Here is a 13,047-nt window from a genome sequence, read left to right on the forward strand (position 1 = left end):
GCGGTGTGGGAAATTTCCTACGCGTTGCAGGGATGGGGACTACAGGGCTGGGTAATCCCGAGGCGGAAAATAAATCACGTCGACACAGCAGATGCTTTGTTTATTTCAGGCGCGTATCCGGCGCCTGGCAACTCATCCGTGCATGGCGACAGTGATTAAAACTTTCCCCTTGGAGTTGCACCATGAAGATCAAAGCCCTCTCGCTCGCAGCCCTGGTTTGCGCCACCGGCGCCCAGTTCGCCAATGCTGCCGATGGCACCATCAATTTCAACGGTGAGCTGGTCAACCAGACCTGCACCATCGCCGTTGACGGCGTTGTCAGCCCGGCCGTTGCCACTGTGACCCTGCCAACCATCTCCACGAGCCTGTTGACCGCTGCCGGCCAGGCCGAAGGCCGTACCGGTTTCAACATCCAGTTGAGCAACTGCGTCGGTTCTGCCGCCACGGCTGCTGCGTTCTTCAACTCGGGCGCCACCGTAGACCCGGTCACCGGCAACTTGAACAACATGACCGGCACCGCCACCAATGTGCAGCTGCAACTGGTTGACGCCCAAGGCGGCGCGGTGATCCAGGCCGGTAACACCAACCAGCTCACCCGCACCACCCGCAACACCATCGACGCCAGCGGTGCGGCCAACATGCCGTACGCCGTGCAGTACTTCGCCACCGGGACCACCACCGCCGGCACCGTGGTCAGCTCCATCACGTACAACGTCGACTACCAGTAAGCCCCAGTCACATCTGCGCGCGGCCTGTGCGGCGCGCCGATGTGCGGCTGATGAGGTGTGTTATGTCCTGCCTGAAAATGCTCCGCCGTAGCGCATGTGTGGCCCTCGCCACGTTGGTCTGCTCCCAGGCCATGGCCGGTGTGGTGATCACCGGTACCCGTTTGGTCTACCCCGCGGGCCAGAAGGAAATCACCGTCAAATTGAACAACAACGGGATGCACCCCGCGCTGGTCCAGGCCTGGGTGGATACCGGTGATATCAACGCCAGCCCCACCAGTTCCAAGGCACCGTTCGTGCTGTCGCCGCCGGTGTCGCGCATCGACCCGAGCAAGGGCCAGAGCCTGCGCCTGATGTTCACCGGCGCGCCATTGTCCAGCGATAAAGAGTCGGTGTACTGGCTCAACATCCTGGAAATCCCGCCCAAGGCCGATGGCCCGGTGGACCTCAATATGCTGCAGATGGCGTTTCGCTCGCGGATCAAGATTTTCTACCGCCCCGATGGCCTGCCGGGCAGTGCCACCGATGCACCCGCCGGGCTGCAATGGAAGGTCATCCCGCAGGGCCAGGGCTATGCGCTGCAGGCCTACAACCCGAGCGCGTTCCATGTGTCGCTGGTGGAACTGACCCTCGCGACCGGCAACCAGCGCTTCGAAGGTGAGAACGGCATGGTCGACCCGGGTGCGACCCGCGTGTTTGCGGTCAATGGCCTCAAGGCCTTGCCGGGCGCAGGCCAGGTCGAGTTCAACGCCATCAACGACTACGGCGCCCTGATGCCGATGCAACAACCGCTCAAGCCCTGACCTCCATCGCGCACGAGTAACTGACCATGACTATTCCAGGCCTGGGCCACGGCCCGCAGGCGCAACCGCGCTTTGCCGTCAACCCGCTCGCAGTGGGTGTCATCACCGCGCTGGTCGGGTGCCTGGCACCGTCGGCGTGGGCTGAAGACGTGCAGTTCAACGACGCCTTCCTGCCCGAGGATTCCCGCAGCCTCGACCTCACCCCGTACCAGAAGAGCAACCCGGTGCTGCCGGGCAACTATCGGGCGGATGTGGCGGTCAACGGCAGCCTGGTCAGCCGTCAGGACATCCGTATCAACGCCGATGCCGATGGCAGCCACCCCGTGGTGTGCTTCAACAGCGGCCTGCTGCAGCTGATTGGCGTGGACATGCACAAGCTGTCGGCCCACGCGAGCGCCGCCCTGGAGAGCGGCGCCACGTGCCTGGAGCTGGGCCAGTTGATCGAAGGCGCCATCGCGACCTTTTCGCCGGACAACCAGCAATTGGATATCAGCATTCCGCAGGTGGCCTTGCGCCGGGACGCCCGTGGGTATGTCAGCCCTGAACTGTGGGACCGTGGCGTCACGGCCGGCACCTTGAGCTACACCTTCAACGCCAACCACAACAAGACCGACTTTGGCACCTACGACTCGGCCTACCTGGGCCTGAATGCCGGCTTGAACCTCGGCGACTGGCGCCTGCGCCACAACGGCTCGCTCAATTGGCAGAAGGACTCGGGCCAGGACTACCAGACCCTCAACACCTACGCCCAGCGCGACGTGACAAGCCTGCAAAGCCAACTGACCGTGGGCGAGGCCAATACCAGCGGCGAGATCTTCGACACCCTGGCCTATCGCGGCGTGCAACTGGGCACCGATGACCGCATGCTGCCCGAGTCCCAGCGCGGCTACGCACCGGTGATCCGTGGCATTGCCCGCACCGGAGCACGGGTGGCGGTGCGCCAGGCCGGCAACCTGCTCTACGAAACCACCGTGGCGCCCGGCGCCTTCGTGATCGACGACCTGTACGCCACCGGATACGGAGGCGACCTGGACGTGACCGTGTACGAGGCCGATGGCAGCGAACAACGCTTCGTCGTGCCTTACGCCGCCACCGCCCAACTGCTGCGCCCGGGCACCTCGCGCTTCAGCGTGACCGCCGGTGAAACCCGCAGCAACTACCTCGACCGCCAGGCCAAGCTTGTGCAAGGCACCTACCAACTGGGACTGAGCAATATCTTCACCGGCTACGGCGGCGTACAGGGCAGCGATGACTATCGCGCGCTGCTCGGCGGGCTGGCGTTCGGCACGCCGATTGGCGCCATGGCGGTGGATGTGACCCAGGCCCAGACCGACCTTAAAAGCGGCCAGGCCAAAGGGCAGAGCGTGCGCATGAGCTACAGCAAGAACATCCTCAGCACCGGCAGCAACTTCGCCGTGGCGGCCACGCGCTTCTCCACCCAGGACTACCTGGATTTCACCAACGCGATGCAACTGCTGGATGCCGAGCGTACGGGCCTGGATACCAGCCTGTTCGGACGCCCGCGCAGCCGTGTGTCCCTCACCGCCAACCAGAGCCTCGGCCCGTGGGGCCAGGTGGCGTTCAGCGGCTTCACCCAGAATTACTGGAACCAGCCGGGCCGCGATGTGCAATACCAGTTCAGCTACAGCAAGCAAGTGCGCCAGGTCAGCTATGGCATCAGCGCCAACCGCAGCCGTGTCGGCCTGGGCGAGATGGACACCAGCCTGTTGTTCACCGTGAGCATGCCTTTGGAGTTCGGCAAGTCCACCCACCAGCCGCAACTGTCGGCGCGGGTCATGCGTGACACCCAGGGCAGCTACAGCGAGCAGGCGACCCTCAGCGGCACTGCCGGCGAGGATCGTCAGTATCAATACAGCCTCACCGGTGGCCATGAAGGTGCCAGCGGTGCCAACAGCACCTCGGTCAACGGCCAATACATCGGGCCCAAGGCGATTGTCGGTGGCACGGTCAGCCGTGGGCAGGGCTACGACAGCCTGTCGCTGAATGCCAGCGGCAGCGTGGTCGCCCACCCCGAAGGCGTGACGTTTACCCCGTATCGCGGCGAAACCATGGCCGTGATCAGCGCGCCAGGTGCCCAGGGCGCCAAGGTGGTCGGCTTCCCGGGCCTCAAGCTCGATGGCCGAGGCAATGCGGTGGTGCCTTACCTGCGCCCCTATGAATTGAACGAAGTGGCGATCGACCCGATCGGCTCTTCCCTGGACGTGGAACTCACCGAAACCAGCCAGCAAGTCGCCCCGCGCGCCGGTGCGGTGGTGGCCCTCAAGTACGGCACCAGCACCGGTGAAGCACTGTTGCTCAACGTGACGCTCACCGATGGCAGTGCGCTGCCGTTCGGTGCCAGCGTGACCGATGACCGAGGCGTGTCCGTGGGCGTGGTGGGGCAGGGTGGCCAGCTGTATGCGCGGGTCAAGGAGGATGCGCGGCGTTTGTTGATCAGTTGGGGAACCCAGGCCGGCCAGCAATGTGCGTTGCCGCTGCCCGCCGGCAAAAGTGACGGCCAGCAACTGCGCCAGCTGGATGTGGTGTGTGCCTCACCAACGGACACGTCGCGGCTCAGTGCCGCGCGGTCGAACTGATTCGGAGGTTATATGAAGTCTGTATTGGCCATTTTGGCGTGTGTGTTGAGTGTGTTCGGCAGCCAGGTTTCGTTCGCCGCCGTGTGCCGCTTTTCGGACGACAATCCGTTGGGAAACCGGGGTGTGACAGCCACCATGCCGTTGTTGGGGACGAACATCACGGTGGGTCGTGATGTGCCCCTGGGGGCTGAGGTGTATCGCCAGACGTTCGCGCCCGCCAGCGTCATCAAAACCACGTGCAACGACATCAGCACCTACGCGATTGAACGCAATTTCTTCACCCGCACGCCGATGCCGTTGAGCAGTTGGTCCTCGGGCCCCTATGCCGGGAAAATCTATGAAAGTGGCGTGCCCGGGATCGGCATCGTAGTGACGCATGGTAATGATGCCTTGCCCTATGACTGGAACTGGATGAACTGCACCGGTTGGACCGTCACCTGCGTGATTTCGCTGGGCACGGGGACGCTCTCGTTCACGGTGCTTTTCATCAAGACCGGGCCTGTGTCTGCGGGCGTCGTCAATGGCAGCAATATCCCATCGCCGGGTCGCAACCTGATCACCGACATGACGATGGACATGATCCGCCTCAACTTCTCCGGCAGCATCAATATCGTCTCGCGCACCTGCGCCACGCCGGACGTCGCGGTGCCCATGGGCAGCCATCAGCTCAGTGAGTTTTCCGGGCGCAACACCTTCACGCCCTGGAAGGATTTCTCCATTGCCCTGAACAACTGCCCGGCGTTCAACGGCTACTACCAGAGCAGTGGGCCGACCTGGGTCAGCGATGGCGGCAGCGGCGTGGTGGGCAACCTGGATTCACGCAAGAGCAACGTGCTGCGGGTGCGCATCGACCCGACGCTGGCGGCGGTCAACCCCACCCAGGGCATTCTGAACGTCAACCCCAGCGCGCCCGGCGACAGCCCGGCTGCTACCGGTGTGGGGGTGCAGGTGGCCGACAGCCACGGCACGCCGTTGCCCCTGGCCACCTTGCGTGCCAGTGGTATCACACCGCGTGCCGATGAAGGGGCCAGCTATTCCATACCGCTCAAGGCCCGCTACATCCAGACCGAAGACCGCATCACGGCCGGTCCGGCGAATGCCACCGCCACCTTCACCATTGACTATTACTGAGGCTTTTACATGTCATTTCTACCGCTGCGGGTCCTGGTACTAGAGGACCACCTGTTCCAACGTTCCGTGGCCGTCAGCTTGTTGAAGCAACTGGGCTGTGGCGAAGTGCTGGAAGCCGCCAATGGCGACGAGGCCTTGGTGGCGCTGCACCGCGCCGGCAGTGTGGATGTGGTGGTGTGCGACTTGCAAATGGATGGCATGGATGGCCTGGAGTTTATCCAGCGCATCAGTGCCACCGGGCAGGTGGGCGCGATCATCGTCAGCAGTGGCTTGCCTTGGGATGTGCGCCGCGCGGTGCGCCAGATGGGTGCGCTGCTGGGCGTGAACATGCTCGGGGATATTGGCAAGCCGTTGCAGGCCGAAGCCCTGCAGCCGTTGCTGGAACTTGCGTTGAGCCAGCGCCCGGTGGTTCCTGAGGTGCAGTCGCCGCTGGACATCGCCGATGAGCCGCAGGTACGCCAGGCCATTCTCGACCAGCAACTGGAGGCCTGGTACCAGCCCAAGTTCGACCTGCAGACCGGTGCCGTGCTCGGGGTGGAAGTGTTGGCGCGCTGGAACCACCCGTTCAAGGGGGTGCAGTCGCCCGCGGTGTTTTTGCCGGCGATGGAAAAAGCCGGCCTGATGGACGAACTGCTGTTTGCCCTGATGCGCCAGGGGCTGGCCCTGCAACGCCAGGCCAAGGGCCAGGGTTTGAGCCTGGACCTGGCGTTCAACCTGCACGCGGCGCAGTTGGCCGATGCCGGCCTGACCGCCCACATCAAAGGCCTGCTCAGTGCCTACCAGGCGCCGTGCGCAGGCATCACCTTTGAACTCACCGAGAGCGGCCTGCTGGAAGTGCCAGCCGTGTCCCTGGAAAACCTGGTGCGCCTGCGCATGCTGGGGTGCCGCCTGTCCATCGATGACTTTGGTGCCGGGTTCTCCTCGTTGCAGCGCCTGTGCCAGTTGCCGTTCAACGAGATCAAGCTCGACGCGGAATTCGTCCGTGGCCTGGCCCATGAGCCACGCTGCCGCGCGGTGATCGGCAGCACCCTGGCCCTGGGCAAGACCCTCGACATGTCGGTGGTGGTGGAAGGCATCGAAACCGCCGAGCAACACCAGCAACTGCTGGAACTGGGCTGCACCCAGGGTCAGGGCTACTGGCATGCGCGGCCGATGCAGGGCGCCGACCTGTTGCGCTTGCTGCAAGGCGACGCGCAACTGCGCCGTTGGAGCCAGCCATGATCAATAAAGCCTTGCGCATCATGATCGCCGACCCGCAGCACCACCAGCGCCTGCGCCTGGAACAGGACTTCAACCGCCAGGGGTATTACGCCATTGCGCCGGTGTCGAGCCTTGATGAAATGCTCACGCTGCTCGATTACGGTGGTATGGGCTTTGACCTGGTGCTGGTGAACGCCAGCCTGGGCGTGAGCGAGCGTTTCGACCTGTCGGCCTATTGCCTGGAGCACCCACGGGTGGGGCAGGCGTTGATCTACGCGGTGCCCCAGCGACAAACGGCCTAAAGTCCGAGCCGTCGTGGACGACTACCTTCTTAACTACACAAGAAGGAGCGTCGGCATGAACCTCAAGCGTTTGTCATTGGTTACCGGCTTTCTTGCGGTGTGGGCGGGAAGCTGCATGGCCGCCTCTTCGGGCGTCATTCAGTTTCACGGGAGCATCGTCGAGCCTGGTTGTGTCCCAGACGCACCGGACGGGGCCACGATGCTGTTTAAAAACTGCCCGCAAGCGTCTCGCGGTAGCCAGTTCGACGTGCAGCCTGCCCGTAGCGTCCAGGCGCTGGGCAACGCTGCGGTCAACGTCAAGCTGGTGACGGACAGCGGCGAGGGGCGCTATTACGACCAGCGGTATGTGCTGGTGGATTCACGGGGCAAGCCCATTCAATCGGGGGCCTACGTGGTCACTATGACCTCGCCTTGAGGGCGCTTGAGGTTAATTTGAGCGGGATGAGCGTCAACAACCAGGTCGCAAACCTATAGAATGCTCGGCGGCGGCGCTTGTCCTGGGCGGCCGCTTGATCATCGCCAGAGTACCGCGCCCTTCAATGAGCATTTCAGCCGCAACCCCCCAAGCCAACTGGCAACCGGTCATCGCCCTCGCGCTGGCCGCGTTTGTGTTCAATACCACCGAATTCGTCCCCGTCGGGCTGCTCAGCGCCATTGGCGCCAGCTTCGACATGCCCATCGCCAGCGTCGGCCTGATGCTCACCATCTACGCCTGGATTGTGTCCCTGACCTCGCTGCCGGTGATGCTGCTGACCCGCAACGTCGAGCGGCGCAAATTGTTGATTGTGCTGTTCGGCCTGTTCATCGCCAGTCATGTCCTGTCCAGCGTCGCCACCAGCTTTGGTATTTTGATGCTCAGCCGGGTCGGCATTGCCTTGTCCCATGCGTTGTTCTGGTCGATCACCGCCTCGCTGGCGGTGCGCCTGGCGCCAGAAGGCAAGCAGGTGCAAGCCCTCGGTCTGCTGGCCACCGGCACCTCCCTGGCGATGGTGCTGGGCATTCCCCTGGGCCGCCTGCTGGGCGAAGCCATGGGCTGGCGCACCACGTTCCTGGTGATCGGCGCCTTTGCGGCCGCCCTGGTGTTCTGGCTGGCGCGCACCTTGCCGTTGCTGCCGAGCCAGAACTCCGGCTCCCTGCGCAGTTTGCCATTGCTGTTCAAGCGCCCGGCGCTGGTGGCGCTTTACGTGCTCACCGCCATGACCGTGACCGCGCAGTTCACCGCCTACAGCTACATCGAACCCTTCGTTGAAGGCGTTGCCGGCATGAGTGGCGGCGCCGTGACCCTGATCCTGCTGGTCTTCGGCGGCGCGGGCATCATCGGCTCGCTGCTGTTCAGCCTGGTACACCGCTTTAACCCGCACCTGTTCGTGGTCGGCGCGGTCTCCATCCTGGCCGCCTGCCTGGCGCTGCTGCTGCCCCTGAGCGGGGCCGAGTCGTACCTGGTGGCACTCAGCGTGTTCTGGGGCATGGCAATCATGGGCTTCGGCCTGGCCATGCAATCGAAGGTGCTGGTGCTGGCGCCGGATGCCACGGACGTGGCCATGGCGATGTTCTCCGGCATCTACAACATCGGCATCGGCGGCGGCGCCCTGATGGGCAGTTGGGTTGGCAGCCAGTTCGGCTTCGCCTGGATCGGCGCGGCGGGTGGGTTGCTTGCGGCAGTGGCGTTGATTGGGTATTGCCTGGCGATTCGCAAGTTCGGGACGGGTGTACCCCGTCAGTGAGGAGAGACCTTATGACGATCAAACCTTTGGTGCTTGCGCTGCTTGCCAGCGTGTCGGCACTGTTGCTCAGCCCTTCGAGCTTCGCCGCCAGTTTCGATTGCACCAAGGCCAAGGCGCCTGACGAAATCACCATCTGCAAGACCGTCAGCCTGAATGACCAGGATGTGACGATGGCGTTGCTCTACGACCTGAACAAGCACTTCATGGCCATGGGCGGGCGCGGCTCGTTGATGGACGGGCAGGCCGAATGGCTCAAACAGCGTCAAGCCTTTGGTTCGCAGGTGAGCTGTCTGAGCAACGCTTACACGCAGCGCATTGGCATGTTGCGGCGGTTTATTGATGAGCGGGTGATGACGAAGGGGCCGTTTTGATAGCGCTCTGATTTCTGCGGCGTGACGCCTCAATCGGTTTCGGCAATCAGGAGCGATTGCACACTGGATAACGTTTCCAGGTTTGAACGTATTCCCAAAGCAGCTTGCGTTCCAAGTGCTTGATATAGGCCTTCGTTTGAGGGCTTCCAATGTCAACCGGGCAGGCGGACACCCACAGGTGTTCGACCGGCGTGGTCTCCCTCAGGGTCTGTCTGAAGGTGTTGCCGCCTGAGTGACCTGGCCGTTCGTTGAACGCAGACACATTGAACTGCTGCAGTCGTTTGGCAAGCGTCTGCCCGGTGGTCTCACCGATGTAGATAGTTAACTCATGCCCGGTGTGTGAGTCAGGTTTGCTTTCGCTGCGAGCAATGTAATAAACGCCGGGTAATTGTTTCCCGGGCAGTTCGTTGCGGTTTGTCCAGGGATGCCAATCAGAGAACTCCAACTTATGCGGCATATGCCTTTCTTCCTTGTAAGACCTAAAGAGGCAATGCTATCTCGAAAAGTGGCTACAGGCCACTATCTGGCGATCCACAGGTTTCATGCATTGACCGAAGACTGGTAAAGAAGACCCCGTAAAAACCAGACAAGTCTCACGGAGTATCTTGTTGCGCATTGCTACCGTCGCCCAGGACCGCACACATCCCGTGTGATGGCACCTGAGTAGCAATGGAGTCGCGTGTGCAAAAGCGTTTGACTGTAGAGTTTCTGGGCACTTTCTGGCTGACGTTCGGCGGCTGTGGCAGTGCCATTCTGGCGGCGGCATTCCCTGGGTTGGGCATTGGTTTTGCCGGTGTGGCCCTGGCATTTGGTCTGACCGTGTTGACCATGGCCTATGCGGTGGGAGGAATTTCCGGCGGGCATTTCAACCCGGCGGTGACCGTCGGCCTGTGGGTGGGGCAGCGTGTGTGTGGTGCGAAGGTGTTGCCGTATATCGTGGCGCAAGTCATCGGCGCGATTGCCGCGGCTGCGGCCCTGTATGTGATTGCCAACGGCCAGCCAGGTTTCGAAATGGGCGGCTTTGCGGCCAACGGCTACGGCGCGTTGAGCCCAGGCCTGTTCGACATGAAGGCCGCGCTGGTGGCTGAAGTGATTGCCACGTTCTTCTTTGTGCTGATCATCATGCGCGTCACCGCGCCGGGCCCGGCCGCCGCCTTCGCGCCGATTGCCATCGGCCTGGCCTTGACCCTGATTCACTTGATCCTGATCCCGGTGACCAATACCTCGGTCAACCCTGCACGCAGCACCGGCCCGGCGTTGTTTGCCGGCGGTGAGTACATTGCGCAACTGTGGTTGTTCTGGCTGGCACCGATTGTCGGCGGGGTGCTGGGCGCGTTGGCGGCGCGTGCATTGGACGAACGCAGCCCGCAGTAATGCGGCGGCTTTTGCAGGAGCGTGCTTGTGCGCTCCTGCATAAAACCTGCGTTACAGCGCAGCCAGTACGGCCTCGAGTTTTTCCTGGTCTCGCGCGAATTGGCGAATGCCTTCGGCGAGCTTTTCGGTGGCCATCGCATCTTCATTCGACGCCCAACGGAACTGCGCTTCGGTCAGTTGCTGGCGCGCTTCGCCCGTGGCACCCGGCACCAGTTTGCGTGCCAGCGTGCCGTTGTCTTCGGCGAGTTTTTGCAGCAGGTCCGGGCTGATGGTCAGACGATCACACCCCGCCAGTTCTTCGATCTGGCTGAGGGTGCGGAAACTGGCACCCATGACCACGGTCGGGATGTTGTTGGCCTTGTAGTAGTTGTAGATGCGCGTCACCGACTGCACGCCCGGGTCTTCGGCGCCGGTGTAGTCCAGGCCGGTGTTCTTGCGGTACCAGTCGTAGATGCGGCCCACGAATGGCGAGATCAGGAACACCCCTGCGTCGGCGCAGGCCACGGCCTGGGCGAAGGAGAAGAGCAGGGTGAGGTTGGTCTGGATACCGGCTTTTTCCAGGCGCTCGGCGGTGCGGATGCCTTCCCAGGTGGAGGCCAGCTTGATCAGCACACGGTCACGGCCGATACCGGCCTGGTCGTACAGGGCGATCAACTGGTTGGCCTTGGCCCACAGCGCGTCTTCATCGAAGGACAGGCGTGCATCCACTTCGGTGGAGATACGCCCCGGGATCACCTTGAGGATGCCAGCCCCCACCGACACCGCGAAGTGATCGCAGGCCAGGTCTACATTGCCCTTGGAGTGGGCGACGGCGCTGCGCAGCAGTTCAGCGTATTCCGGGATGGCCGCGGCCTTGAGCAGCAGCGACGGGTTGGTGGTGGCGTCCACCGGGCGCAGGCGGCTGATGGCTTCCAGGTCGCCGGTGTCGCAGACCACGGTGGTGAATTGTTTGAGTTGTTCGAGCTTGGACGTCATGGGCGGCAGTCTCCAGAAAAGGGGTTAGTGGTTCAGGGCCTGGGCGGTGTCGAGGTCGGTGATCAGGATGTCGAGGTAGCCGCCCTTGAGGGCGCCGCGAATCGCCTGGACCTTGTTCAGCCCGCCCGCCAGGCCAAACACACGTTGGATCGAGCGCAGTTTGGGCAACGCCACCGACACCACGAATTCTTCGTCTTCTTCCAGTACCGGTTTGCCCTGGGCGTCGAAGTAACGCAGGCAGATATCGCCCACGGCGCCGCGTTCGGCGAGCAGGCGCAGCATGTCTTCGGTGTAGTAGTTGCCGCTGTTGCGCAGCAGTTGCGAGGGTTCCAGGTCGCCAATGCCGACGATCGCCAGGGTGATGCTGTCAAAGCGCTGCAGTACTTCCTTGACCTCTTCCATCTGCACGATGCGCTGCTTGCTTTCCACCGATTGCTCGATGCTCTGGGACGGCAGCAGGAATGCCGGGCAGTTGAGCAAGGTGGCCAGGCGCTGGGTGAGCAGGGTGGCTTCGAAGGCGCCTTTGTGGCCCACGCCGCCGAGCAATTGCACCACTTCCTGGGCGCCTTGCTTGCCCGGTTGCGCGTGCAAATGGCCGACCATGGCGCGGATGGTGCTGCTCCACGACGAAATGCCGATATGGTCCTGGGGCGACAGGCTGGTTTCCAGGTAATGCGCCGCCGCCGAACCGATGGCCTGCTTGATGCTTTCATCGTTGCCGGGTTCGGTGGCTTCCACCACGATCACCCGGCGCACGCCGTAGCGGCGTTGCAACTGGGTTTCCAGTTCCAGGTGCAGGCCTTGCAGGCGCATCACGCTGATCTTCACCACGCCTTCCTGCAGCGCCCGGCGCAGGGCGCGGCTGATAAAGGACTGGGACAGGTCCAGTTGCTCGGAAATCTCGGACTGCTTCAGCCCTTCTTCGTAATAGAGGCTGGCGATCTTGGTGATCAGGCGCTGTTCTTCGATCTGGCTCATGAAAGCCTCAATAAATGAATCAATGTCGGTGAGGATACCAAACCCTTACGACATGATCAGGCCGCCATCGATATTGATCGCCTGGCCGGTCAGGTAGGCCGCATCGTCGGAGGCCAGAAACGCCACCAGACCCGCCACATCCGAGGGTTTGCCGGCGCGGCGCAGGGGGATGTTCTTGACCCATTCGGCCATCAGTTCGCCCTTGCCGTAGCGTTTTTCATCGTTGCTGAGGATCTCGCCCCACACGCGGTCGTTGTAGTCCCACATTTCGCTTTCGATGATGCCGGGGCAAAACGCGTTGACCGTGATGTTGTGGCGCGCCAGTTCCAGCGCCAGGCTTTGGGTGATGCCGATGACGCCCATCTTGCTCGCCGCGTAGTGCGGGGTATAGATAAACCCCTGGCGGCCCTGGCCGGACGAGGTGTTGATCAAGCGCCCGCTGCCTTGCTTGACCATGTACTTGGCTGCTTCCCGGCAGCCCAGCCAGACGCCGGTGGTGTTGACGTGCAGCACCTTGTCGAAGTCGGCACGGGGCATTTTGTCGTAGTGATCAATGGTGATGATGCCGGCGTTCTGCACCGACACGTCGATGCTGCCAAAGCGCGCGTGGCCTTCGCGGTAGAGCTTTTCGATATCCTCTTCGTCTGTGACGTCGATGCCCAGGGCGAGGGTGGCGACCTTGTATTCCTGGGCCAACTGGTCGGCGGTGAAGGTCACGCGCTCCAGGTCGTTGGAGGCCAGCACCAGGTTGGCGCCTTCCTGGGCGAAGCGTTCGGCAATGCCGGCGCCGATGCCACGGCAAGCGCCGGTGATGACTACAGTTTTACCGCTGAAGCGTTGCGACATGACAAATGGCTCCAAAAAAAG

At 62.7% G+C, this 13,047-nt stretch carries 14 protein-coding genes; 10 read left to right on the forward strand and 4 right to left on the reverse strand.

The features are described from left to right. Positions 1-182: 182 nt before the first annotated feature. The 9 genes from HX792_RS27290 to HX792_RS27330 all read left to right on the forward strand — a co-directional run bounded on the left by HX792_RS27290 (position 183) and on the right by HX792_RS27330 (position 8,853). Positions 183-728 carry a fimbrial protein gene (locus HX792_RS27290; RefSeq protein WP_176998991.1) on the forward strand — a complete coding sequence of 182 codons (546 nt, stop codon included), beginning with the start codon at positions 183-185 and terminating at the stop codon, positions 726-728. Between the two features lie 62 nt (positions 729-790). After that, on the forward strand, positions 791-1,528 hold the full coding sequence (locus tag HX792_RS27295) for a fimbria/pilus periplasmic chaperone (protein ID WP_256349916.1): 738 nt from the start codon (positions 791-793) through the stop codon (positions 1,526-1,528). A 26-nt stretch (positions 1,529-1,554) separates the two neighbouring features. Next, positions 1,555-4,125, forward strand: a complete 2,571-nt coding sequence (locus tag HX792_RS27300) for a fimbria/pilus outer membrane usher protein (RefSeq protein ID WP_176998992.1) — start codon at positions 1,555-1,557, stop codon at positions 4,123-4,125. 12 nt (positions 4,126-4,137) lie between these two features. Next, positions 4,138-5,256 (forward strand): fimbrial protein, encoded by a 1,119-nt coding sequence (locus tag HX792_RS27305; RefSeq protein WP_176998993.1) that lies wholly within the window; start codon positions 4,138-4,140, stop codon positions 5,254-5,256. Positions 5,257-5,265: 9 nt separating this feature from the next. Beyond that, entirely contained in the window at positions 5,266-6,477 is a 1,212-nt protein-coding gene (locus tag HX792_RS27310) for an EAL domain-containing protein (protein ID WP_176998994.1), read from the forward strand. Further along, a complete protein-coding gene (locus HX792_RS27315) occupies positions 6,474-6,758 on the forward strand; it encodes a hypothetical protein (RefSeq protein WP_176998995.1) in 285 nt (94 codons plus the stop codon). Before HX792_RS27310 ends, HX792_RS27315 begins: the two co-directional genes overlap by 4 nt. 55 nt (positions 6,759-6,813) lie before the next feature. Continuing rightward, positions 6,814-7,173 carry a type 1 fimbrial protein gene (locus HX792_RS27320; RefSeq protein WP_176998996.1) on the forward strand — a complete coding sequence of 120 codons (360 nt, stop codon included), beginning with the start codon at positions 6,814-6,816 and terminating at the stop codon, positions 7,171-7,173. A 124-nt stretch (positions 7,174-7,297) separates the two neighbouring features. Beyond that, a complete protein-coding gene (locus HX792_RS27325) occupies positions 7,298-8,482 on the forward strand; it encodes a sugar transporter (RefSeq protein WP_176998997.1) in 1,185 nt (394 codons plus the stop codon). A gap of 11 nt (positions 8,483-8,493) precedes the next feature. Then, the gene (locus tag HX792_RS27330) at positions 8,494-8,853 is read left to right on the forward strand and encodes a lysozyme inhibitor LprI family protein (protein WP_176998998.1); all 360 of its coding nucleotides are present in this window, start codon (positions 8,494-8,496) and stop codon (positions 8,851-8,853) included. Positions 8,854-8,899: 46 nt separating this feature from the next. Here HX792_RS27330 and HX792_RS27335 read toward each other — a convergent pair whose 3' ends face one another. After that, on the reverse strand, positions 8,900-9,310 hold the full coding sequence (locus HX792_RS27335; protein WP_176998999.1) for a hypothetical protein: 411 nt from the start codon (positions 9,308-9,310) through the stop codon (positions 8,900-8,902). A gap of 212 nt (positions 9,311-9,522) precedes the next feature. On the opposite strand from HX792_RS27335, the gene aqpZ reads away from it, so the two are divergent. Then, a complete protein-coding gene (gene aqpZ / locus HX792_RS27340; RefSeq protein WP_176999000.1) occupies positions 9,523-10,227 on the forward strand; it encodes an aquaporin Z in 705 nt (234 codons plus the stop codon). 51 nt (positions 10,228-10,278) lie between these two features. Here aqpZ and tal read toward each other — a convergent pair whose 3' ends face one another. From tal to HX792_RS27355, 3 genes are read right to left on the reverse strand one after another with little or no spacing between them, the layout of a single operon-like run. Continuing rightward, a complete protein-coding gene (gene tal, locus HX792_RS27345) occupies positions 10,279-11,202 on the reverse strand; it encodes a transaldolase (protein ID WP_176999001.1) in 924 nt (307 codons plus the stop codon). Between the two features lie 24 nt (positions 11,203-11,226). Further along, positions 11,227-12,180 carry a sugar-binding transcriptional regulator gene (locus HX792_RS27350; RefSeq protein WP_176999002.1) on the reverse strand — a complete coding sequence of 318 codons (954 nt, stop codon included), beginning with the start codon at positions 12,178-12,180 and terminating at the stop codon, positions 11,227-11,229. A gap of 45 nt (positions 12,181-12,225) precedes the next feature. Continuing rightward, the gene (locus HX792_RS27355) at positions 12,226-13,026 is read right to left on the reverse strand and encodes an SDR family oxidoreductase (protein ID WP_176999003.1); all 801 of its coding nucleotides are present in this window, start codon (positions 13,024-13,026) and stop codon (positions 12,226-12,228) included. Between the last annotated feature and the right edge of the window lie 21 nt (positions 13,027-13,047).

Source organism: Pseudomonas sp. B6002 (assembly GCF_013385985.1).
Classification (GTDB): Bacteria; Pseudomonadota; Gammaproteobacteria; order Pseudomonadales; family Pseudomonadaceae; genus Aquipseudomonas.

Excerpts from the sequence above, each read along its gene's own strand:
- HX792_RS27295 (WP_256349916.1), top strand. The coding sequence starts at position 791 with ATGTCCTGCCTGAAAATGCTCCGCCGTAGCGCATGTGTGGCCCTCGCC.
- HX792_RS27330 (WP_176998998.1), top strand. The coding sequence starts at position 8,494 with ATGACGATCAAACCTTTGGTGCTTGCGCTGCTTGCCAGCGTGTCGGCA.
- HX792_RS27300 (WP_176998992.1), top strand. The coding sequence starts at position 1,555 with ATGACTATTCCAGGCCTGGGCCACGGCCCGCAGGCGCAACCGCGCTTT.
- HX792_RS27325 (WP_176998997.1), top strand. The coding sequence starts at position 7,298 with ATGAGCATTTCAGCCGCAACCCCCCAAGCCAACTGGCAACCGGTCATC.
- tal (WP_176999001.1), bottom strand. The coding sequence starts at position 11,202 with ATGACGTCCAAGCTCGAACAACTCAAACAATTCACCACCGTGGTCTGC.
- HX792_RS27320 (WP_176998996.1), top strand. The coding sequence starts at position 6,814 with ATGAACCTCAAGCGTTTGTCATTGGTTACCGGCTTTCTTGCGGTGTGG.
- HX792_RS27335 (WP_176998999.1), bottom strand. The coding sequence starts at position 9,310 with ATGCCGCATAAGTTGGAGTTCTCTGATTGGCATCCCTGGACAAACCGC.
- HX792_RS27305 (WP_176998993.1), top strand. The coding sequence starts at position 4,138 with ATGAAGTCTGTATTGGCCATTTTGGCGTGTGTGTTGAGTGTGTTCGGC.
- HX792_RS27355 (WP_176999003.1), bottom strand. The coding sequence starts at position 13,026 with ATGTCGCAACGCTTCAGCGGTAAAACTGTAGTCATCACCGGCGCTTGC.
- HX792_RS27310 (WP_176998994.1), top strand. The coding sequence starts at position 5,266 with ATGTCATTTCTACCGCTGCGGGTCCTGGTACTAGAGGACCACCTGTTC.
- HX792_RS27315 (WP_176998995.1), top strand. The coding sequence starts at position 6,474 with ATGATCAATAAAGCCTTGCGCATCATGATCGCCGACCCGCAGCACCAC.
- HX792_RS27290 (WP_176998991.1), top strand. The coding sequence starts at position 183 with ATGAAGATCAAAGCCCTCTCGCTCGCAGCCCTGGTTTGCGCCACCGGC.
- HX792_RS27350 (WP_176999002.1), bottom strand. The coding sequence starts at position 12,180 with ATGAGCCAGATCGAAGAACAGCGCCTGATCACCAAGATCGCCAGCCTC.
- aqpZ (WP_176999000.1), top strand. The coding sequence starts at position 9,523 with ATGGAGTCGCGTGTGCAAAAGCGTTTGACTGTAGAGTTTCTGGGCACT.